A 21,047-nucleotide genomic window follows, 5' to 3' on the forward strand; every position below is an offset into this window, starting at 1 on the left:
AGTGCTGAAATAGGGGCTGTGCAACGTTCCATCCATTTTGTCGGGAGTCTCCCGCCGGAGCTGTCCACCAGCCCTCGCCAGGCCATGGAGTGGGTCCTCGATCATGCCCGCGGCCACCGGCTGATCTCCGTGCCCTGCGATCTCGACTCGAACTGGGTCGTCGCCTACCTGCGGGATCTCGCCGAGCGGGAGGCGTTCGAGATCAAGCGGGCCGGCGAGTACGCCGACTACGACGACATGCGCACCTACGGCGTACGGCGCGGTCGGCGGTTGCGGCCCGATGACGTGTCGATGCGCCGCTCTGACCGGTTGCGCGAGATCGTGGACGAGTTCCGTGCGCTGCGCGCCGAGCGCCCAGAGCTCGCCGACGCCCGTCTGCAGATCAGCCTCCCCAGTCCGCTCGACCTGGCGATCTTCGTGTTCGCCGGCCGGCCGTGGTTGTCGCTGCGGTACCTGCCGGTGTTCGCTCAGGCCGTCGTGGACGAGGTGGCGGACCTGGCGGCCTTCGCCGGACCGGACGTCGTCTGGCAGCTTGAGACGCCGTCCGTGCTGATAGGCATGGACATGGCCAGGCGGGCGCCCGGAGGCCCGGCGCTGGCCGCGCGGCTCATGGCCGGGCAGGTCGCGAGCCTGATCGCGCGCTTCCCCGACGACGCTCAGGTGATCTTGCATCTGTGCTACGGCAACTATCGCAACACTGAAATGTTCGCGCCCCGCGACCTCGGCGCGGCCGTCCGATACCTCAACCTCCTCGCGGACGCGCTGCGCCGCCGCGGCCGGCGTCTGCCGCCGGTGCACCTCCCCGCGGCCTACGGCGCGCACCCTGCGCCGCGTACCGAGGCGTTCTACCGGCCGCTGAGCGGGCTCGCCCCGGAGTGGCAGGTCATCGCGGGGATCGCGGCGGCGGCCGACCCGGCGGGCGGCGTCGAGAGCCTGCGGCTGTTCGAGGCCGCCGCGGGCCGCGAGGCGTACGCGGTAGCCACGGCCTGCGGTCTCGGCCGACACACCCCCGATGAGGCCGAACAGGCGGTCAGAGCGATGACCGCTGCGGCCGGCACCGGTTAGTTCGGGATGCGGCGGCCGAGGAACGCAGCCACATGATCAAGGGCCGGAATGGACCGCCGATCGGCCCCCGCCCATGGCAACTCCAGGTGGTCGGGGACTTGAGTACGACCGACTGCCCAGCATCTCGCCGGCTCCTCTCCCTCTGCCGTGCAGGTCACCGGCACTTGCCCTGGGGCTACCGAGGCAGAGGGGCCCCGTTCCCCGGCGGCTGCGTTCTCGGCTTCGGCTCGGGCGTCGACGTTCTTGCCTACGAGATCGAACAGAACACCGCCAGCGACGGGCCTCTGCCTCCGTGACCCGAGCGTGACGGTACGTAGGCATGATCGGACGGTCTGCGGAATCGGCGAGCGGGAGGAAGTCTTGGGACGCGCGAAGACCACCGGCTACGGATGGGTCGGTTCGGTGCTGCCCCTTCTCGCCTTGGTCCTCGGAGCCTCGCTCGGTATAGGGGTCGGCGCCTGGCTGAAGGTCGAGGACGTCTTCGGACCGCCTGCCCTGGGCGTCCTGGCCGGCGAGGTCGCCGCCGCGGCGGTGGTGTTCCTCGTCGGCTTCCGCAAGAACAGCTCGTGGACGCCCGAGGGGCGGAGGTGGACCAGGAAGCACAGTTACGGCGGCCACGGCGTCCAGTGGCTCGGCGTCACCATCGCGCTCGCCATCGCGACGGTCCCCTTCTCCATTACGTTCGAGAAGCTGACCCCACCCGGGCTGGACTGGGCGGGCCTCGTAGCGGCGATGGCGGCGACGGCCGGCGTCAGCCGCCTGATCTACGTGAAGACCTGCGCACCCGTCATCGACGCATAGAAGCCGCGGCCGCCCGCAGAGCGGGCGGGTCCCCCTGCCGGCATACGGGTGTCGGCAATGCAGGATGTCGCGGCGCTGACAAGGCCCGGGACTCGGATCGGGTTCGATGAGTTCCAAGAGAGACAGATCGCCACACGGTCGCCGGGCGGCCTTTAGAACGGCTTTGGTGGGCCGCGTCAGGTCCGGCTACGCATGTGGAGTTTTCTCTACCTGGTTGGGGGTGGTAAGTCCCTAGCCCCGGTGCTCTCGGCTTCATAGCGTCCCATACGTGGGCGGCCTGACATGAGGAGGCCACGTGGTCGAGCACAGCCGAAGGACCGTCTTGCGCAGCGGCGGCATCGCCGCGGCGTCCGTGCCGCTGGCCGGGCGGATCAGCCCGGTGGCGGCCGGTACCGATCCGATCATGGTCGGACCCGGCGATCCGCGCTATCGCTCGCTGGTGCTCCGGGGCTACAACCGGCGCTTCGAAGGCAGACCCGAGGAGATCCTGGTCGCGACGTCCACCGAGGACGTCGTCCGGGCCGTCGAGAGGGCGGAGCGCACGGGCCGGCGGGTGGCCGTGCGCGGCGGCGGCCACTGCTTCGAGAATTTCGTGGACGATCCGTCGGTGCGGGTGCTCATCGACCTGTCCGGGATGACGGCGGTCGACTACGACCGGCGGCGCAAGGCGTTCATGGTCGAGGCGGGCGCCACTCTGGGCGAGGTCTACCGCCGGTTGTACGTGGGGTGGGGCGTGACCCTTCCTGGCGGGACCCATCCGGATGTCGGGGTGGGCGGGCACATCGCGGGCGGCGGCTACGGGGTGCTCTGCCGAAGGGACGGTCTCTCCGTGGACCACCTGTATGCGGTGGAGGTGGTCGTCCTGGACCGCGCGGGGAAGGTGAGGAGCGTCGTGGCCACACGTGAGGCCTCGGATCCCAACCGTGACCTGTGGTGGGCCCACACGGGAGGGGGCGGCGGCAACTTCGGTGTTGTCACGCGCTACTGGTTCCGGTCTCCGGGAGAGCAGGCGGCGCTGCCGAAGCCGCCCGGCACTGTCCTCACGTTCACCGTGGACTGGCCGTGGGAGAAGCTCGACCGGGAGACCTTCGTGCGGCTCCTGCGCAACTACGGCGAATGGGGTGAGCGCAACTCGGCCCCTGGCTCTCCCATGGCGCCCCTGTACGGCGAATTCATCTTTTCCAGACCCGCCGAGAACGCCACTCTCACGGGACAAGTGGTCAGTGACAGCGGCGCCGAACGAATACTGGCCGATCTGATGGGCGCCCTCCACCGCGGGCTCGACCTTCGTCCCCAGCCGAAGACGTCCGCCATGCCGTGGCTCCACGCGACACGGTACGGCTTCGGCGGAGGCCCCGCGCCGTTCTACCGGATCAAGATCAAGTCGGGTTACCGGCGGCGGCGCTTCACCGACGCGCAGGCCGCCGTCGCGTACGAGCAGCTTGCCAGGACCGACTTCGACAACGGCCACTTCTTCGTCAACACCTACGGAGGCCGGGTCAACGCGGTGGCTCCGGGGGCGACCGCCGTGGCGCACCGCGACTCGATCTTCAAGATCGGCTTCCTGGCGGGTTGGGAGGACGCGAAGGACGACGCCCGGAACCTCACGTGGATCCGCGAGTTCTACCGGAAGATCTACGCGGCGAGCGACGGTGTCCCGGCCGAGGACGACGGCTTCGGCACGTTCATCAACTATCCAGACGCCGACCTGGCCGACCCGCGGTGGAACCAGTCGAACGTTCCGTGGCACGCGCTCTACTACGGCGACGGCTACGCGCGACTTCAGCGCGTCAAGGCCCGCTGGGACCCGCGCAACGTCTTTCACCACGCGCTGTCGGTCCGTGGCTGAGCTCAGATCAGGGCTGCGCACAATCAGTCCGCCGTGGTGGTGCCGTTAACGGACGTCTCACGAAGACCCGGCGGAGGCGGAATCCTGCGTCGGAAGCCGGTCAACCCTCGTAGTCGAACTGCCGGAACACGCACGGCACGTCGCGCTCGTCGAGCCACCGGACCAGTCGGCCCCCGATGGCGGACGCGTCGTTCCTCTCCTGGCCCTTCGCCACCACGGCCGCGCGCACGGCCTCCAGTGGATCGGTGGCGCCCTCCCCGACCAGGCGGGAGACGTCCGCGGCGGCGATCGTCGTCCACCGCCGCCACTCCAGCACCGATTCCCCGATCTGCATCGTGACGCCGTAGCCGCTGTCCACGAGGTAGAGCGTCAGATCTCCGTTCCGCAGCAGGTAAAGGCGCGCGCTCGAACGGCCGTCCTTGTCGCTGTGCCCACCCAGTTCAAGGGAGCGCCGTGAGGCACCCTGCCCCTCCAGCTCGAAATCACGACCGAAAGCCATTGTGCGATCTTGTAATGTGCCGCGAGCAGATCAATCGAGGCCCACGGCCCCTCTCTTACTCGAAACGGCAGCCGTTCACGTGCAGGGGTGGGGCTGCGCGGTCGCAGGCGAGCCTCGCAGGCAGACGATGACCGCTGTGCCCCGACAGGTTCCACCGGCGGGAGCCGGCTACCCGAGGGTGTTCGCGCGGATTCCGTCGATCAGGTATCCCAGGCCGCGGTGGAACGCGTCGTCCCAGTCGTTGTCGCTGGGGTGCCCGTGCGCGGCCAGCGTCGGGTACGCCTCACGCTGCGCCGCGAGGATCTCGTCGGCGGCTTCGCGGGTGGACGACTCGTCCCTCTGGCGCCATGACAGCTGGCTGATCGCGGCCCCGATCACGAAGTGCGACAGCCCGTAGGCGGCGGCGGTCAGCGGCGCGTCCGTGAGTCCGGCGCGTTGCAGTGCCGCGTGCAGGAACTCCGTCCGCGCGAGGATGTTCGGGCCGAGCATCGGCCGGCCCATCAGCGTCGCGGTCCATGGATGCCCGAGCATCACCGCGCGCCACCGCCCCACCATCGCGGTGACGTCGGCGCGCCAGTCGGCGGTCGCCGGCGGCACCTCGGCCTCGCCGAACACCGTGTCGAGGGCCAGGTCGAGCACGTCGTCCTTGGTGTCCACGTGCCAGTACAGGGTGGTCGATCCGGTGCCGAGCCGCTCGGCCAGCCGCCGCATGGTCAGCCGGTCCGCGCCCTCCTCGTCCAGGAGGGCGACCGCTTCGGCGACGATGCGCTCCCGCGACAGCGGCGGCGCTTCCCGCCGCCTGCGCGGCTCCCTCAACCAGATGTCGCCCGCTCGGCTCGTTCCCATGCGCCCACTCTAGTATGGTGAACGAGTAACCGGATCAACGTTCTAGTAACCGGATCAGCGTTCAGAAGGTGGTTCGTGGGCCACATCGATGTGAACGACCTGAGTTATGCGCTGCCCGATGGACGGCACCTGCTGCGTGAGGTGTCCTTCCGTGTGGGGCAGGGCGCCAAGGCGGCCCTGGTCGGACCGAACGGCGGCGGCAAGACGACGTTGCTGAGGCTCATCGCCGGGGAGCTGGCCCCTTCCGCGGGGAAGGTCGCATGCACGGGCGGGCTCGGCGTGATGCGCCAGTTCACTCCGGAAGATCGCACCGTCCGCCAGCTCCTGCTGTCGGTGGCGCCGCCGCGGATCAGGACGGCGGCCGACGCGCTCGCACGCGCCGAAGCCGCGCTGAGCGGCGCCGCGGAGAGTCAGATGGCCTACGCCCAGGCCATCAGCGACTTCGCCGACGCGGGAGGTTACGACCTGGAGGTCGTCTGGGACGCCTGCACGACCCTGGCGCTCGGCCTGCCGTACGAGGACGTCCGCGACCGGCCCGCGGGAAGCCTGTCCGGCGGCGAGCAGAAGCGGCTCATGCTGGAAGCGCTGCTGCGCGGGCCCGACGAGGTCCTGCTGCTCGACGAGCCCGACAACTACCTCGACATTCCCGGCAAGCAGTGGCTGGAGGAGCGGCTGCGAGCCAGCACCAAGACGGTGCTGCTGGTCTCCCATGACCGCCGCCTGCTCGCCGGGGCCGCCGACCGGATCATCACCGTCGAGTCCGGCACGGTCTGGGTGCACGGCGGCGGCTTCGCCACCTACCCGGCCGCGCGCCGGGACCGCGCCGCCCGCATGGACGAACTGCGCCGCCGCTGGGACGAGGAGCACGCGCGACTGCGCCGCCTGGTCCACACGCTGCGCCAGCGTGCCGCCGCCAACGACGCCGTCGCCTCGTCCTACCAGGCCGCCCGCAGCCGCCTGGCCCGCTTCGAGGAGGCGGGGCCGCCGGAGCCGCCGCCGCGCGAGCAGAACATCCGGGTCCGCCTGCGCGGCGGACGCACCGGGAAACGCGCCGTGATCTGCGAAGGGCTCGCCGTCGCCGACCTGACCGAGCCGTTCGACCTGGAGGTCTGGTACGGCGAGCGCATCGCCGTCCTCGGCGCGAACGGGTCGGGCAAGTCACGGTTCCTCAAGCTGCTCGCCGCCCCGTCCTCAGTCCCCCACCAGGGCGCGGTGCGCCTGGGCGCCCGCGTCTCCCCCGGCCACTTCGTCCAGACCCACGCCCGCCCCGACCTGCGCGACCGCCACCCCGACGAGATCATCACGACCGACTTCGGGACGACCCTCAACGACGCCATGCGGGCACTGGCCCGATACGAACTCGCACCCGCGCGGCACCAGCCCTTCCACACCCTGTCCGGCGGGCAGCAGGCACGGCTGCAGATCCTGCTGCTCGAACTGTCCGGCTGCACCCTCCTCCTGCTGGACGAACCGACCGACAACCTCGACCTCGCCAGCGCCCAGGCCCTCCAGGACGGCCTGAACGCCTACCAGGGCACCGTCCTGGCCGTGACGCACGACCGCTGGTTCGCCGAAGACTTCGACCGCTACCTGGTCTTCGATCCGGACGGCACCGTCCACCACCGCGCCACCCCGACATGGCCCGCGGAGAACCGCCGAGGCGCTCAGGGCCGGGCAAGCTCGCGGTAGTCGCGCAGGGTGATGTTCTCGGCGGTCCTACGGGCGATCTTCGCGGGCATGTTCCTTCCCGGCAGGTACGGCATGACCTTGTAGTACCGGTTGAGGATCGTGGCCAGGGCCCGGCTTCCGGGGACCATGAGCTTGGCGACGCCGTCGCCCATCTTCTGGCAGCCCACCGCGTACTCGCGCATCTCCTCCTCGTACCGGCCGAACGCCACGCGATGGTCGCCGTGGGCCGCGGCCAGTTCGCCCGCCAGCACGTACGCGCCGACCAGAGCGAGTCCCGACCCCATGCCGGACAGGGAGGAGGGGCAGTAGGCGGCGTCGCCGAGCAGCGCGACCCGGCCGCGCGACCAGGTGTCCATGTGGACCTGGCCGACCGAGTCGAAGTAGAAGTCGGGCGCGTACCGCATGTCGTGCAGCAACCGGTCGCTCTGCCAGCCGTTGCCGGTGAAGGTCTCGGCGAGGAGGGCCTGCTGGCCCGCCACGTCGCCGCGGTCCAGGTCCAGTTCCGGCGAGGCGAAGTAGAAGACCGCCTTGGCCTCGGTGTTGTGGCGGGCGCTGTACATCGCGACGAGCTTGCCCGCGGTGCGGTAGGCGTGCCCGGTGTGGTCGAGGCCGAGATGGTTGGCCGTGGTGAAGATCGCGCAGTTGACGCCGAGGTGTTTCACGAACTGCTCCTCCGGCCCGAACGTCAGGCGGCGCGTGTTGGAGTGCAGCCCGTCCGCGCCGACCACCAGGTCGAACCGGCGCGGCGCGCCCCGCTCGAAGGTCACGGTCACGCCGTCGGGGTCCTCGGTGAGCGAGGTGATGGAGTCGCCGAAGACGTACTCGGTGTGCTGCCTGGTCGCGTCGTACAGGACCCTGGCGAGGTCGCCCCGGAGGATCTCGACGTCTCCGGCGAACAGGTCGGCGGGGAGCTTGGCCTGCTGCTTGCCCGCGCTGTTGACGTACGACATGGAGCCCATTCCGGTCCGGGCGTTCTCGATGTCGGCCAGGATGCCCATGCGGCGCAGGACCGTTAGATGGGCCTCGCCGCGGAAGTCGACGGCGTAGCCGCCGTCGCGGAGGGCGGGGGCGCGTTCCACGATGGTGGCCTGGAAGCCGTGCCGGTGGAGCCAGTAGGCGAGCGCGGGGCCGGCGACGGAGGCACCGGAGATCAATACCTTGAGGTTCGTCATGGCCCAGAGCTTCCAAGGGGGCGCTCACCGCGGGCTCACCGTGCGCTCACCGCACCCGCGGTCAACCGCGCCCGCCGTTACCGCGGCGATGTCACCGCGCTCAGCGCGGCGTCCACGACGTCCTCGGACAGCCCCAGCATCCGCAGCACTTCCCGCGCGGGCGTCCCCATGCCGTCCGCGGCCGCGGCGGCCTCCCGGTAGCGCCTGCGCGCCTCGGCGGCGTGGCCGCGGGCGTCGGCGACGCGTCCCAGTCCGATGAGCGTGCGCAGCCGGGGTCCCAGGCTCTTGATCCAGTGCGGGTCGATGAGCTCCAGCGCTTCCGCGTACAGCCGTTCGGCCTCGGCCAGGCCGCCCTCCTGCAGGGCGATGTCGCCGAGGCCGCGCAGGGCCGCCGCCAGGTAGGTGGAGCTGCCGGTGCGGCGGGCGAGCGCGGCGGCCTGCGCGTAGTCGGCCCGGGCCGCGGCCGCGTCGGCGGCGGCGAGGTGGTCGCCGCGGTTGACCAGCAGGTCGGCGCTGTCCTCCAGGGCGCCGAGCCGTTCGGTGAGCACGAGCGCCTCGTCGGTCAACGCGACCGCCCGCCCGCGGTCGCCGCGGGCGCCCGCCGCTCCGGCGAGCGTGTCCAGCGCCAGTGCGATGCCCCATCGGTCACCGAGGGAACGGAATCCCCGCAGGGCCTCGCCGAAGGCGTCCTCGGCCCTCGCGGCGTCCCCCTCGCCGAGGTGCCCGAACCCTGACACGTAGTGGGCGGCCGCCCGAGCCCACGGCTCGCCGCAGTCGCGCTGGGACGAGACGAGCGCGAAAGCGCCCTCCGGATCGGGTCCCATCGCGTTCCGCATCATCCACAGCAGCAGGACGACCGGGTAGCGGCCCGGCCGGTCGCCGGGCCACGCGGCCGCCAGCGCCTTCGCGGCCGACGCGCGATGGCGCCGCCATATCCGCTGCCCCGCGTCGCCCGAGGCCGGCGCCGACGCGGCGAGCAGCGCGCACGCCGCGTACTCCTCGCCGAGCCCGTCGGGGATCGCCTCGCCCACCCTTGCGAGCAGCGCGGTCGCCTGCGGCGCGGCCGACGCGGACGCGCCTCGGATCCACAGGTAGTTGAACGCCGAGGCGAGCAGCTCGAAGGCCGTCTCCACCTCCGGCTCCTCGACCGCCCAGTGCAGCGCCGCCACGAGGTCGCCATGCTCGGCGGCGACGACGGGCAACCACTCCAGTTGCTCGGCCCGCCGCAGATGCGGGTCGGCCGTCCGCACCACCTCCAGCAGGCGCCGGGCGTGGTCGCGCCGCACGGACGTGCCTTCGCCCGCCGCATCGAGCAGTTCGGCGCCGTACGCGCGGATCGTCTCCAGCATCCGGTAGCGGCCCCCGGCGAACTCCAGCAGCGACTTGTCGACCAGCGACTCCAGCGTCTCACCGTCGGTGCCGCACACCCGCAGCGCGGACTCGGCGGTCGCACCCCCGGCGAAGACCGTGAACCGCCGCGCCGCCCGCTGCTCGGACTCGGAGAGCAGATCCCAGCTCCACGCGACCACCGAGCGCAGCGTGCGGTGCCGCCCGTCGGACGTGCGGTTGCCGCGGGCGGCGACGCCGAGCAGGTCGTCCAGTCGCCCCGCGAGGTCGTCGATGTCCAGGGTGCGCGACCGCGCCGCCGCGAGCTCGATGGCCAGCGGCAGGTTGTCGAGCGCCGCGCAGATCCGCCGCAGGAGTTCGGGGGCGGCGGTGAAGCCCCGCCGCACGGCGGCGGCCCGCTCGGTGAACAGCCGGACGGCCGAGTCGGCGTCGAGCGGCCGCACCTGGAAGAGGTGCTCGCCGATGATGCCGAGCGGCTCCCGGCTCGTCGCCAGCACGCGCAGCCGCGGGCAGGTCGCCAGCAGCCGTGCCGCCAGCCTCGCGACGTCGTCGATGACGTGCTCGCAGTTGTCCAGGACGAGCAGCAGCACCTGGTCCGACAGCGCCGCGATCAGGCGGTCGACCGGCGTCTTCGCGCCGCCGTCCATCTGGAGACCGCTCTCGCGCAGGCCGAGCGCGCCCAGCAGGGCCTGCGGGAGCCCGGCCCCGTCGCGCAGCGGCGCCAGTTCCACGAAGCACACCTCGCCGGCCGCGCCCGCCGCCGACCCGGCGCCCGCGACCTCGACCGCGAGCCGGGTCTTGCCGACCCCGCCGGGCCCTGTCAGGGTGACCAGCCGGGCCACGCGAAGCAGCCCGGCGACGTCGCTCACCTCGCCGGCGCGGCCCACGACGTTCGTCAGCTGGGCGGGCGGCGCGGCGGGCGACGGCGCCGGATCGGCACTGAGCAGTTCCCGGTGCAGCGCGGTCAGCTCGGCCGACGGGTCGGCGCCCAGCTCGTCGGCCAGACGCCGGCGCGTCTCCTCGAACACCACCAGCGCCTCGGCCTGCCGGCCCGCGGCGAACAGCGCCCGCATCAGCAGCCCGGCCAGCCGTTCCCGGAGCGGATGGCGGCCGACCAGCTCGCGCAGCTCGGGCACGGCCGCCCCGTGCTCACCGAGCCGGAGCGCGGCCTCGATGCGGTCTTCGAGCGCCCCGAGCCGCCGCTCTTCCAGCCGTGCGGCGGCGGCCCGGGCCGTCTCGCCGTCGGGCAGGTCGGCGAGAGCCGGTCCCCGCCACAGCTCCACGGCCTCGCGCAGCAGAGCGGCCGCACGTCCGGCATCGCCGCCGGCCAGCGCAGCCCGGCCCTCCGCGGCCAGCCGCTCGAACCGGGAGGCATCCACGTCGTCCGGGTCGACCGCGATCCGGTATCCCGCTCCGGCCCGTTCGATCACGGCTCCGGCGCCCAGTGCCGCACGGAGCCGTGACACCTGGGACTGCAGGGAGTGCGCCGACAGCGCCCCGGCGGGGTCGATCTCGTCGGCCAGCCGGTCCGAGGAGACGACTTCTCCGGGACGCACCAGCAGCAGGGCCAGCAGTGCCCGGCGGGCCGGACCGCCCAGCGGGGCCTCGCCGCCGTCGCCGTTCCAGGCCCTGGTCTCGCCGAGGATTCCGAACCGCATGCCGGCGATTATTCACCGGCACGCGATCACGGAGCGATCGGGCCGAGGAACGTCCCTCCCGAGACGTCAACGGTCTGGCCGGTCACCCACCGGCCCTGCGGGCCCGCCAGGAATCCGACGACGTCGGCGACGTCCTCGGGCTCGCCCAGCCGCCCCAGCGCGGTGATGGACTCCAGCCCGGCGACCACTTCGGGGATGGAGGTGTAGCCCGCGGTCATGTCGGTGCGCACCGCGCCGGGCGCGACGGTGTTCACCGTGATGCCGCGGCGGCCGAGCTCGTTGGCCAGCGACGGCGCCATCGACTCCAGCGCCGCCTTGCTGATCGTGTAGCCGATCTGGGTGGAGACCGCGAACCGGCTGGCCGTCGAGCCCATGTTGATGACGCGGCCGCCGTCGTTGAGCAGCGCAATCGCGCGCTGGACCACGAAGAACGGGGTGACGAGGTTGATCTCCAGCAGCCGGCCGAGCTCCGCCGCGGTGACCTGCGAGATCGGGTTGGTCGAGCTGATGCCCGCGTTGTTGACCAGGATGTCCAGCCCGGCCCCCTCCCGCCCGGCCCGCGCCAGCCCTGCCGCCAGCCTCTCGAACAGCCGGTCCACCGCGCCGTCCTCGCCGAACCGCGCCCGGATCGCGAACGCGCGGCCTCCCGCCTCCTCGATCCGCGCCACGGTCGTCTCGGCCGCCTCCTCGTCGCCGCCGTAGTGGACGGCGACCAGCGCGCCCTCGGCCGCCAGCCGCAACGCGACCGCACGGCCGATCCCCCGCGAGCCGCCCGTCACCAGTGCCGTCTTGCCGGTCAGAACGTTCATCGTCGCTCCCTGTTCAGCGGCCGGTCCGCGGCGGATCCGGCGATGGGCCAACAGTCGCGAAGGGGACTCACCGGATGCTCACCGCGAGCTCACCGGCGCGCGCGTCGACGCCGGTCGGAGGCTTCACCGCGGGGGTGGAGGCCCAGGGATCCCGATGACTTCCCGCGGGCGCCATCACGACCAAATCGCTTGCGGGCCGACTGTGTGGACGGCGATGCTCTGCCGAACCGGTAGGGAAGGAAGCCGCGAAGTGGCCGTCACCGCGTCCAGCAAGCCTTCGGGGTCCGAGCCGGAAGTCCGCACGGCGGCGGGCGTTCTGCGCGGCAGGCGGGAGGCGGGCCTGGCGGTCTTCCGCGGCGTCCCGTTCGCCGAGCCGCCGGTCGGCGACCTCCGCTTCGCCGCCCCTCGGCCGGTGCGCGGGTGGGACGGGGTGCGCCCGGCGGTGGCGTTCGGCCCGCCGCCCCCGCAGTCCGGCATGCTCGGGGCGCCCCAGGACGCCGCCGGCGACGACTGGCTGACGGTCAACGTCTGGACACCGGAGCCGGACGCTGCGGCAAAGCTCCCGGTGATGGTCTGGATCCCCGGCGGCGGTTACGTCATGGGCGACTCCGGCCTCCCGGAATACGACGCCGGGCACCTGGCCGGAAGCGGCACCGTGGTCGTGTCCCTCGGTTACCGCGTCGGTGTCGAGGGTTTCGCACAGATCGACGGAGCCCCCGCCAACCGGGGGCTGCTCGACCAGGTCGCGGCGTTGCAGTGGGTGCGGGACAACATCAGGGCGTTCGGCGGCGACCCGGACCGGGTCACGGTCTTCGGGCAGTCGGCGGGCGGCGGATCGGTCGCCGCGCTGCTGGCCATGCCGCGCGCCGCCGGGCTCTTTCGCCGGGCGGTCGCGCAGAGCGTGCCGGGCACGTTCTTCTCCCCCGAACTGGCCGCGGACATCGCCGCCGCCTGCGCCGCCGAACTGGGCTTGAGTCCCACGGTGTCCGACCTGTCGGCGGTGGCCCCGGCCCGGCTGCCCGACGCGGGCGACGCGGTCTCCGCGAAGATGGCCCGGTGGCGGGACCGGTGGGGGCCGATCACGCACCGGCCGATCCCGTTCGCGCCGGTCGTCGACGGCGACGTCCTGCCGGACACGCCGTGGCGGGCCCTGGCCGGCGGCGCCGCCCGCGACGTCGCACTCCTCGTCGGGCACACCCGTGACGAGCACCGGCTGTTCAGCCTGATCGACGGCGTGCTCGGCCAGGTCACGCACGAGCAGGCCGAGACCGCCCTCCACGTGCTCGCCCCCGGCCCGGACGGCGCACGCGGGTACCGCGAGGCCTTCCCGTCCGCGACCGATGAGGAACTGTACGAGCTGGTCAACGCGGACTGGCTGTTCCGCATGCCGAGCCTCCATCTCGCCGGCGCGCAGATCGCCGGCGGCGGGCGGGCCCACCTGTACGAGCTGACCTGGCCCGCGCCGGGAGCCGGCGGCGGCCTCGGCGCCTGCCACGGCTTGGACGTGCCGCTCGTGTTCGGCAACCTGACCAGCGGACGGCCCGCCATGCTGCTCGGCGACCCGCCCTCCCCAGCAGCGGAGGAGCTGTCCGCGCGGATCCGGCGAGCGTGGACGGGGTTCGCCGCTGACGGCGACCCGGGGTGGCCCGCCTACGACCCCCGGCGCCGCCTCGCCCAGATTTTCGACACCCCGTCGACGATCACCGCCTACCCCGAGGAGGCCGCGCGGCGGCTGTGGCAGGACCACACCTTCCCGGCGCTCCCACTGCTCGCGCGGTAGCGGCCCCCGGTTGCCGGGGTCGACCTCGACATTGACGTCAACGGAAACCGCCCCACACCAAGACCAGAGACCTGGCCCTGGCCACAGTGGACGGTTTCGGCGGCGCCGGCCTGCCGATCTATGTGGGCGGTTCGAGCCCGGCGGCCGCCCGCCGGGCCGGACGCCACGGGGACGGCTTCATCCCCCGGTTCGCTCACCCCGGACCAGCCGGCCGTGATCCGGCGGCGCCACGCCGGACCCGGGCTGAGGACGCCCGTGAGGGCGGTCGCCGGATCGAGGTCCGGATGCGGGCCGGCGCCGGAAGTGGGCCAAGATCCTGGCACGGAAGCGGACCTTATCCTGGTCCCGTACCCGCCGTAGCGTCGCGCTCGTGATCATTGCTGAGGTGCTGGGACGGTGGTCCGGCGGGGCGCGCCGCACGCCGCGCCGCACGGTCTGGCTGCTGGCCGTCGTCTACGGCCTCACCATCGCCAACCTGTACTACTGCCAGCCGCTGCTTCCGCAGATGGCGCGCTCGTACGCGGCCTCCTCCGTCGGGTACCTGCCGACCGTCGGGCAGGTGGGCTACGCGCTGGCGCTGGTGCTGGTCGTGCCGCTCGGCGACATCGTCCGCAGGCGCCCGCTGGTCTGCCTGCTTCTTCTCGTCGAAGCGGCGGCGCTGGCGGTGACCGCGACGGCGCCCACGGCCGGCGCGCTCCTCCTCGCGGGGACGGTGATCGGCCTGGCGAGCGCGGGCGTGGTGAACGTCCTGGTGCCCTACGCGGCCACCGTCGCCGCCGACCACGAACGCGGCCGGGCGGTCGCGACGATGCTCAGCGGCGGGCTTGCGGGGATCCTGCTCTCGCGCACGGTCGCCGGTCTGACCTCGGAGCTCTTCGGCTGGCGCGTGCTCTACCTGGCCGCCGCGGCGGGCACGCTGCTACTCACCGCCGTGCTCGCGCTCGTCATGCCGCCGTCCGCCGCGGAGGTTCCGATCGGCTACGCCGCGCAACTCCGGGCGACCCTCCGCCTGGCGACGAGCGAGCCGCTGCTGAGACGGCGGTCACTGATCGGCGCCTGCGTCTTCGGAGCCTTCGGGGTCTTCTGGACGACCGTGGCGTTCATGCTGGCGGGACCGCCGTACCGGTACGGCGAAGCCGAGATCGGACTTTTCACGCTGGTCGGCGTCGCGGGCGCGTTCGCGGCGAAGATCGCGGGCCGGGCCGCGGACCGGGGTCGGCAGCGCGCGTCCACCGGCGTGCTTCTCGTCGCGGGAGCGGCCTCGTTCGGCGCGACGGCGGCCGGGAGCCACGGCCTGGCATGGCTCATCGCGGGCCTCCTGGTGCTGGACGTCGCGGTCCACGGCACCCACCTGCTGAACCTGAGCGTGGTCTACGGCCTCGTCGACGGGGCGCGGTCGCGGGTCGCCTCGGTGTACATGACCTTCTACACCCTCGGGGGCGTGGCGGGCTCCGCCGCGGGCGCGGCCGCCTACCGCTCCGGCGGCTGGGCCGCGGTCTCGGCGGCCGGCGCGGCGTTCATGGCGGCCGGGTTCGCCCTCTGGGCGGGCGAAGCCCGCGGAGGTCCCGTGCCCGGCCGGGCCTCGGCGGCGCAGCTGCCCCGGTTGTTCAGGGGCGGGGGTCCGCGGGGCCGGCGAGACCGTGGAGGAGCAGGTCGGTCAGGGTGTCGATGATTTCGTCGTCGGTGGCGTCCGGCGCGTTGTCGCCGGCGGCGAGGACGGAGTAGCCGAACATCGAGAGCATCGCGCCGATCGCGGCGGCCACCAGCGCGGGGTCTCCGGGGAGCGGGTGGCCCCGGTCGCGGAGCCATTCGAGGTGGTCGCGGAAGGTGCCGGTCTCGGTGGCCAGGGCCGTCCAGGCGCGTCCGGACGCGGGACCGTCGGCCATGATCGACTGAAGCCGGGCGGCGATCACCGGGAGATGCTCCCGGTAGGCGCGCCAGGCGATCGCCAGGTGCCAGCGCAGCTGGTCGCGGTCGGACAGGTCGTGGTCGCGGGGGTGCTCCGAGGCCGCGACCTCCGCGTCCGCCTGCTCCTCCAGGTCGGCCATGAGGGCCTGGAGGAGCTCCTCCTTGCCGGCGAAGTGGTCGTAGAACGAGCCGGTGGCGCGGCCGGCCGCGGCCGTGATGTCCGTGATCTTGGTGTTCAGGTAGCCGCGCTCCATGAACACCTGACGCGCGGCGTCCTTGAGGGCGGCCCGGGTCTCGGCCGCCTTCGCCTTCCGCACGCCGCTCACGAGGCTCCTCCCGGTTCGCCGTTGACAGCGGACGAAGTATCCCAGAATACTGAGCCGCGATTCGCCGAATACAGATTCGGTGAATCTGGATTCGGAATATTCGGGAGGGTCTGTGCGGGTCATCGTGATCGGCGGCGGGGTCGCCGGAGCGGCCGGCGCCGTCGCGCTGCGGCGCATCGGAGCCGAGGTGACGGTGTACGAGGCGTATGCCGACCCGGCGGGCCAGGTCGGCTCGTTCCTGAGCCTGGCGGTCAACGGGCTGCGTGGCCTGGACGCGCTCGGCTGCCTGGAGGCCGTCCAGCGGGCGGGCTTCGCCGTGCCCCGCCAGCGGCTGTGGGCCGAAACGGGAAGGCTGCTGGGCGACACACCGCGCGGACGGCGGGCCGAGGACTCCCTCATGAGCGTCACACTGATGCGCGGACGGCTGGTGGAGGCGCTGCGCGCGGAGGCCGTCCGGGCCGGAGCCCAGGTCGTGACCGGGGAGCGCCTGGTGGGCGCGGCCACCGAGGGCACGAAGGTCCGCGCGGAGTTCGCCAGCGGTCTCACCGCCGAGGCCGACCTGCTGGTTGGAGCGGACGGGATCTGGTCGGCGACCCGGCGGATCCTCGACCCCGAGGCCCCCGAGCCCCGGTACTCGGGGCTTTATACGGCGTCCGGGGTCGCCTCCGGCGTCGACGTGGAGGCCGGCGTGTTCAACATGGTCTTCGGCCGCAACGGCGCGTTCATCCACCTCGCCGCGCCGGACGGCGCGGTCTGGTGGGCGGCGCAGGTCGCCTCCCCTCGGCAGCCCGACCTGGCCTCGGTCGACCTGGACCTGCTCGGACGGCTCTACCAGCGCGAACAGATGCCCGCCGCCGTGCTCGCGGCGGCGACGGAACGGCACCGCCCCACCCTCATGCACGTGCTGCCCGAGGTCCCGGTCTGGCGCAACGACCGGGTGGTGCTCGTCGGCGACTCCGGCCACCCGGTCGGCGCCGGGCAGGGCGCGTCCATGGCGATCGAGGACGCCGTCGTCCTGGCCCGGGCGCTCCAGGAGGCCGACGTGCCCGCCGCCCTGGCCCTCTACGAGGAGAGACGGCGGGCACGGATCGCCAAGATGGTGAGATCAGCCAGCGCCAACCGGGACGCCAAGACCGCGGGATTCCTCGCCCGCAAAGCCCGCAACCTCGTCATGCCCGCCGCGATGAAGCTCTTCTACGAGCGCGGCGTCTCCTGGTTGTACTCGCACGACGTGACCGCCGGCTGGCGTCCCACCGGGCACGACGCCCCGTCCCGGACGTGACCGCAAGGGCACTGCTGCTCCCGCCGTCAGGCGCCGTCGGCGTCAGGGGCACCGAACCAGTCGGACAACGCTTGGCGCAGCGCAGGTGCGGCGGTGCCGGCGGGTTCGTCGACGGCCGCGGCCCAGGCGATGTGGGCGTCCGGGCGGATCAGCAGGGCGTCGGCCGGGCGCTCGCCGGTCTTGGCGGTGCGGACGTCGACGCGGTGCTCCCAGCCCCGGGCCGCCTCGCGCAGGTCCGACCGGTCGGCGAGGTCGAGCAGGACGGGCCGTGCGGACCGCATGAGTTCGGCGACGCTGGTGATGCCCTGGTCGGTGTGCAGGGTGAGGTCGGGCGCGAAAGCGCCGGCCAGCGGGTGGTGGGCGGCGCCGGGCATCGGGTAGCGGATGTCGGCGCCGGACAGGAGCGCCCCCATGCGGCGCAGCGGCTGCTCGTCGGTCAGCAGTTCCTGGAAGAGCTCGCGCAGCGCCTCGGCGGCGGGATCGTGCGAGCGCCGAAGTGCCACCTGGGCGCGGGTGTGCAGCAGAGTGCGGGCGCCGGCGAGGTGGCGTTCGCTGTGGTAGGTGTCCAGCAGGCCGGACGGCGCCCGGCCGTGGACGACGGCGGCGAGCTTCCAGGCCAGGTTGACCGCGTCCAGCATGCCCGCGTTGATCGCCACGCCGGTGGCGGGGAACAGGTGCGCCGCGTCACCGGCCAGCAGGATCCGCCCGTGGCGGTACCGCTCGGCCTGCCGCGCCTGGAAGGTGAAACGCGACAGCCGGTGCGCCTCCCCGACGGGCAGGTCCGCGCCGAGCACGCGGCGGACGCTGGCCTGGAGCTCGGCCACGGTCATGGGCGCGTCGTCGTCGTACTCGGTGGCCTCGTCCTCGTTGGTGTAGAGGGAGACGATCCTGGAGTCCGGGGACGAACCGAGCCCGAACATGCCGCGCTCGGTCTGGGTGAACCCCGCACGGATCGTGCCGAACCCGGGGACGTCGAGGTCGCCGTCGCCCAGCACCGTCACCGTGTCGGGCAAGGTGACCTGGGCCAGCCGGTTGACCTCCGGATAGGTCGTGCCAGGGAAGCCGATCCCGGCCCGGTCGCGGACGCGGCTGCGCCCACCGTCGCACCCCACCAGATAGCGGGCGCTCACCTGGTAGGTCCCGTCCGGGCCGCGCACCTCCATCGTCACCGCGGCGTCGTCCTGGCTCACCCCGGTCACCTGGTGCCCGCGGCGGACCTCGGCGCCGAGCTCTTCCGCGCGCTCGTCGAGCAGCCGCTCCAGCGACTGCTGCGGCAGCGGCAGGGCGTGCATCGGAGGGTCCGGCAGACGGGTGAAGTCCACGTGCACCCCGCCGAACGGGAACCGGGGAGCCGGAACAGGGTCGGTGCAGGCCTCTTCGAAGCGTTCCAGCAGCCCCCGGTAGCGCAGCAGTTCCAGGATCTGCCCGCCCAGTCCCCCGGCCTTCGGGGTGTCGCGGCGCTGCGGCCGGCGCTCCAGGATCAGCGGCCTCACCCCCGCCGACCGCAGCTCGCAGGCCAGCATCAGGCCGGTCGGACCGGCGCCCGCAATGATCACATCGGCGTCCATGCACTCTCCCTCGATTGAACGGCATCGCGCCGCGCCTGCGGGCACGAGCCGGGTCGTCGTCCTGATCGCGGCCATGACGTGGGCCGCGTCGAAGCCGGGCAGGCGGATCGCCTATGCCAGGCGTGAGAAGGTCCTCCGGGGCGGGTTCGCCGGGAGGCGTCCAGGAACGGGGGTCGCTACGTCCGGGATGACGCGCCCTGCCGTCCGCTGATCGTGGTCGTGCCCGCGGCGCCCCCGGCGTGGGAGCGGCGGAAGGTGCGGCGGTAGGTGTCGGGCGGGACGCCGACCGTGCGGTTGAAGTGGCGGCGCAGCGTCGTCCCGGTGCCCATGCCGGTGGCCGCCGCGATCGCCTCGACGCTGTCGTCGGTGGTCTCCAGCAGTTCCTGGGCGCGGCGGATCCGCTGGGTCAGCAGCCACTGCAGCGGGGTGGTGCCGGTCACCGACCTGAACTGGCGGCCGAGGTTGCGCGAGCTCATGGCGGCCCGGCGGGCCAGGTCCTCCACGGTCAGCGGGTGCTCCAGCCGCTCGATCGCCCACGGGAACAGCTCCGCGAGCGGGTGGTTCTGCTGCGCGGGCACCGGGGAGGGCACGAACTGGGCCTGGCCGCCGGCCCGGTGCGGCGGCACGACCAGTCGGCGCGCGACCGCGTTCGCGACCGCGGAGCCGCGGTCGAGACGGACCAGGTGCAGGCACAGGTCCATCGCGGCGGCCTTGCCGGCCGAGGTGAGCACGCTGCCGTTGTCCACGTAGAGGACGTCCGGATCGACCTCCACACGGGGATAGCGCGCGGCCAGCGCCTCGGTGTGCGCCCAGTGCGTGGTCGCGCGGCGCCCGTCGAGCAGTCCCGCGGCGGCCAGCACGAACGCGCCGGTGCAGAGCGAGGCCACGCGCGCACCCGCCCGGTGGGCGGCGCGCACCGCGTCGACGAGGTCGCCGGGTGGGTCCACGTCGACGTCGGCCCACCCTGGGACGATCACCGTGTCGGCGCTCGGCAGCCGGTCGAGCCCGTGATCGGGCTCCAGCCGGAAGCCGCCGGCCCGCACGGTCCCCGGTCCGCAGCCGAGGAGGCGGTACCAGGGCCCGGCCACATCGGCCGGCGCGCTGCCGAACACCTCGTAGGCCACCGACAGCTCGAAGTGCAGCATCCCGTCGGTGACGGCGACCGCGACCGTCTTCATGTCCGGAATTGTACGAGGCATGGCGTTCCAGACGCTCGTGCGGGACGGCCGCCGCCGCCATGATCGATCCAGTGGTCGAACCGAGGACAACGGGAGAGATGATGACGGGATCGGGTCAGGCGGTCGCGGTGTTCGGCGCCTACGGGCACACCGGGCGGTTCGTGGTGGCGGAGCTGCGGGACCGCGGGTACGTCCCGTTGGCGTCCGGCCGCGACGCCGGGAAGCTTCGAGCACTGGCGGAGTCCTTTCCGGGGCTGGACGTCCGGCCCGCGTCGGCCGACGACCCCGCGTCGCTGGACCGGGCGCTGGCCGGCGCCGCCGCGGTGATCAACTGCGCGGGGCCCTTCGCCGCGACGGCCGCCCCGGTGATCGAGGCGGCGCTGCGCGCCGGCATCCCCTACGTGGACGTGGCGGCCGAGATCGAGGCCAACGCCGACACGCTCGCGCACTTCGCCGAGATCGCCCTCGACGCGGGAGCCACCGTCGTCCCCGCGATGGCCTTCTTCGGCGGGCTCGGCGACCTGCTGGCCACCGCGGCGATGGGCGACTGGACCGCCGCCGACGAGGTGCACATCGCCTACGGGCTGAGCAGCTGGCACCCCACCGCGGGCACGCGCGCCTCGGGCACGGTCTCCCACGAACGGCGCGACGGGCAGAGGGTCCGCTACACCGGCGGGAAGCTGGAGTACCACCAGGACGCGCTCCCCTCGTTGAAGTGGACGTTCCCCGAGCCGATGGGCGTCCGGTCCGTGCTCGGGGAGTTCAGCATGGCCGACGTCGTCACGATCCCCAGCCACCTGGCGGTCCCCGAGGTGCGCTCGTACATGACCGTCGAGGCGGCCGGGGACCTGTCGGCCGCCGACACGCCGGCGCCGGCCGCGGCCGACGAGCGCGGACGCTCCGACCAGACGTTCCTGGTCGACGTCGTCGTGCGCTCCGGCGGCGAGGAGCGGCGCGCCACGGCGAGCGGCCGGGACATCTACGCCATCAGCGCGCCGCTGGCGGTGGAGGCGGTCGGCCGCATCCTCGACGGCCGCACCAGGGCGACCGGCGCCGCCTCCGCCGGGGAGGTCTTCGACGCCGCCGACTTCCTGCGCGCGCTGTCCGCGCACCTGTCGGTCGACCTGCGCCGATGACCGTCCCCGGGGCCGCCGCCCCTCAGATCTCGTCGACGTTCATCGCGCCCTCGTTCGGACGGCGGGAGAGGTCGATGCCGAGCTCCTCCGCGGCGCGGAAGACGTCCTCGTCGGTGTCGCGCATCTCGATGGAC

Annotated in this window: 17 protein-coding genes; 9 read left to right on the top strand and 8 right to left on the bottom strand. The window is 73.0% G+C overall.

Going from position 1 to position 21,047, the window contains the following annotated elements; genetic code table 11:
• Nucleotides 1–18 precede the first annotated feature (18 nt).
• From AB0K37_RS09000 to AB0K37_RS09010, 3 genes are all read left to right on the top strand, one after another.
• Entirely contained in the window at nucleotides 19–1,065 is a 1,047-nt protein-coding gene (locus tag AB0K37_RS09000) for a hypothetical protein (protein ID WP_363977039.1), read from the top strand.
• A 360-nt stretch (nucleotides 1,066–1,425) separates the two neighbouring features.
• On the top strand, nucleotides 1,426–1,866 hold the full coding sequence (locus tag AB0K37_RS09005; RefSeq protein ID WP_363977042.1) for a hypothetical protein: 441 nt from the start codon (nucleotides 1,426–1,428) through the stop codon (nucleotides 1,864–1,866).
• Nucleotides 1,867–2,161: 295 nt separating this feature from the next.
• On the top strand, nucleotides 2,162–3,715 hold the full coding sequence (locus AB0K37_RS09010) for an FAD-binding protein (RefSeq protein ID WP_363977045.1): 1,554 nt from the start codon (nucleotides 2,162–2,164) through the stop codon (nucleotides 3,713–3,715).
• A 100-nt stretch (nucleotides 3,716–3,815) separates the two neighbouring features.
• Here AB0K37_RS09010 and AB0K37_RS09015 read toward each other — a convergent pair whose 3' ends face one another.
• A complete protein-coding gene (locus AB0K37_RS09015; RefSeq protein WP_363977048.1) occupies nucleotides 3,816–4,214 on the bottom strand; it encodes a hypothetical protein in 399 nt (132 codons plus the stop codon).
• 168 nt (nucleotides 4,215–4,382) lie between these two features.
• Nucleotides 4,383–5,060 (bottom strand): TetR/AcrR family transcriptional regulator, encoded by a 678-nt coding sequence (locus AB0K37_RS09020; RefSeq protein ID WP_363977051.1) that lies wholly within the window; start codon nucleotides 5,058–5,060, stop codon nucleotides 4,383–4,385.
• 75 nt (nucleotides 5,061–5,135) lie between these two features.
• Here AB0K37_RS09020 and AB0K37_RS09025 point away from each other — a divergent pair, with 75 nt between their 5' ends.
• Nucleotides 5,136–6,749: an ATP-binding cassette domain-containing protein gene (locus AB0K37_RS09025; protein ID WP_363977054.1), complete on the top strand. Its 1,614-nt coding sequence runs from the start codon at nucleotides 5,136–5,138 to the stop codon at nucleotides 6,747–6,749.
• Here the strand turns inward: AB0K37_RS09025 and AB0K37_RS09030 are convergent.
• The 3 genes from AB0K37_RS09030 to AB0K37_RS09040 form a co-directional block, all read right to left on the bottom strand.
• Nucleotides 6,725–7,921 carry an FAD-dependent monooxygenase gene (locus AB0K37_RS09030; RefSeq protein WP_363977056.1) on the bottom strand — a complete coding sequence of 399 codons (1,197 nt, stop codon included), beginning with the start codon at nucleotides 7,919–7,921 and terminating at the stop codon, nucleotides 6,725–6,727. The two genes, AB0K37_RS09025 and AB0K37_RS09030, sit on opposite strands and share 25 nt — an antisense overlap.
• Nucleotides 7,922–7,998: 77 nt before the next feature.
• On the bottom strand, nucleotides 7,999–10,926 hold the full coding sequence (locus tag AB0K37_RS09035) for a BTAD domain-containing putative transcriptional regulator (protein ID WP_363977059.1): 2,928 nt from the start codon (nucleotides 10,924–10,926) through the stop codon (nucleotides 7,999–8,001).
• A 26-nt stretch (nucleotides 10,927–10,952) separates the two neighbouring features.
• Nucleotides 10,953–11,735 carry an SDR family oxidoreductase gene (locus AB0K37_RS09040; protein WP_363977062.1) on the bottom strand — a complete coding sequence of 261 codons (783 nt, stop codon included), beginning with the start codon at nucleotides 11,733–11,735 and terminating at the stop codon, nucleotides 10,953–10,955.
• Nucleotides 11,736–11,985: 250 nt separating this feature from the next.
• Between AB0K37_RS09040 and AB0K37_RS09045 the strand changes: the two genes are divergently transcribed.
• The 3 genes from AB0K37_RS09045 to AB0K37_RS09055 all read left to right on the top strand — a co-directional run bounded on the left by AB0K37_RS09045 (nucleotide 11,986) and on the right by AB0K37_RS09055 (nucleotide 15,187).
• Nucleotides 11,986–13,515, top strand: coding sequence for a carboxylesterase family protein (locus AB0K37_RS09045; RefSeq protein WP_363977065.1), 1,530 nt, complete (start codon nucleotides 11,986–11,988; stop codon nucleotides 13,513–13,515).
• 86 nt (nucleotides 13,516–13,601) lie between these two features.
• Nucleotides 13,602–13,889 (top strand): LLM class flavin-dependent oxidoreductase, encoded by a 288-nt coding sequence (locus AB0K37_RS09050; protein WP_363977068.1) that lies wholly within the window; start codon nucleotides 13,602–13,604, stop codon nucleotides 13,887–13,889.
• Nucleotides 13,886–15,187 carry an MFS transporter gene (locus tag AB0K37_RS09055; RefSeq protein WP_363977070.1) on the top strand — a complete coding sequence of 434 codons (1,302 nt, stop codon included), beginning with the start codon at nucleotides 13,886–13,888 and terminating at the stop codon, nucleotides 15,185–15,187. The genes AB0K37_RS09050 and AB0K37_RS09055 overlap by 4 nt, the downstream gene beginning before the upstream one ends.
• Here the strand turns inward: AB0K37_RS09055 and AB0K37_RS09060 are convergent.
• Entirely contained in the window at nucleotides 15,123–15,749 is a 627-nt protein-coding gene (locus AB0K37_RS09060; RefSeq protein ID WP_363977073.1) for a TetR/AcrR family transcriptional regulator, read from the bottom strand. The genes AB0K37_RS09055 and AB0K37_RS09060 overlap by 65 nt on opposite strands.
• A gap of 112 nt (nucleotides 15,750–15,861) precedes the next feature.
• On the opposite strand from AB0K37_RS09060, the gene AB0K37_RS09065 reads away from it, so the two are divergent.
• Nucleotides 15,862–17,031: an FAD-dependent monooxygenase gene (locus AB0K37_RS09065; protein ID WP_363977076.1), complete on the top strand. Its 1,170-nt coding sequence runs from the start codon at nucleotides 15,862–15,864 to the stop codon at nucleotides 17,029–17,031.
• 26 nt (nucleotides 17,032–17,057) lie between these two features.
• Here AB0K37_RS09065 and AB0K37_RS09070 read toward each other — a convergent pair whose 3' ends face one another.
• Complete coding sequence (locus AB0K37_RS09070; protein ID WP_363977079.1) at nucleotides 17,058–18,599, bottom strand: FAD-dependent monooxygenase; 1,542 nt, start codon at nucleotides 18,597–18,599, stop codon at nucleotides 17,058–17,060.
• A 176-nt stretch (nucleotides 18,600–18,775) separates the two neighbouring features.
• On the bottom strand, nucleotides 18,776–19,777 hold the full coding sequence (locus AB0K37_RS09075) for a helix-turn-helix domain-containing protein (RefSeq protein WP_363977082.1): 1,002 nt from the start codon (nucleotides 19,775–19,777) through the stop codon (nucleotides 18,776–18,778).
• Nucleotides 19,778–19,878: 101 nt separating this feature from the next.
• On the opposite strand from AB0K37_RS09075, the gene AB0K37_RS09080 reads away from it, so the two are divergent.
• Nucleotides 19,879–20,913: a saccharopine dehydrogenase NADP-binding domain-containing protein gene (locus tag AB0K37_RS09080; protein ID WP_363977085.1), complete on the top strand. Its 1,035-nt coding sequence runs from the start codon at nucleotides 19,879–19,881 to the stop codon at nucleotides 20,911–20,913.
• Nucleotides 20,914–21,047 lie beyond the last annotated feature (134 nt).

This window comes from Actinomadura sp. NPDC049753, from assembly GCF_040674655.1.
Taxonomy (GTDB): Bacteria; Actinomycetota; Actinomycetes; order Streptosporangiales; family Streptosporangiaceae; genus Spirillospora; species Spirillospora verrucosospora.

Bases quoted from the DNA above. Each gene is read 5' to 3' on its own strand.
- AB0K37_RS09015 (WP_363977048.1), bottom strand. From the start codon at position 4,214: ATGGCTTTCGGTCGTGATTTCGAGCTGGAGGGGCAGGGTGCCTCACGG.
- AB0K37_RS09020 (WP_363977051.1), bottom strand. From the start codon at position 5,060: ATGGGAACGAGCCGAGCGGGCGACATCTGGTTGAGGGAGCCGCGCAGG.
- AB0K37_RS09030 (WP_363977056.1), bottom strand. From the start codon at position 7,921: ATGACGAACCTCAAGGTATTGATCTCCGGTGCCTCCGTCGCCGGCCCC.
- AB0K37_RS09035 (WP_363977059.1), bottom strand. From the start codon at position 10,926: ATGCGGTTCGGAATCCTCGGCGAGACCAGGGCCTGGAACGGCGACGGC.
- AB0K37_RS09040 (WP_363977062.1), bottom strand. From the start codon at position 11,735: ATGAACGTTCTGACCGGCAAGACGGCACTGGTGACGGGCGGCTCGCGG.
- AB0K37_RS09070 (WP_363977079.1), bottom strand. From the start codon at position 18,599: ATGGACGCCGATGTGATCATTGCGGGCGCCGGTCCGACCGGCCTGATG.
- AB0K37_RS09075 (WP_363977082.1), bottom strand. From the start codon at position 19,777: ATGAAGACGGTCGCGGTCGCCGTCACCGACGGGATGCTGCACTTCGAG.
- AB0K37_RS09080 (WP_363977085.1), top strand. From the start codon at position 19,879: ATGACGGGATCGGGTCAGGCGGTCGCGGTGTTCGGCGCCTACGGGCAC.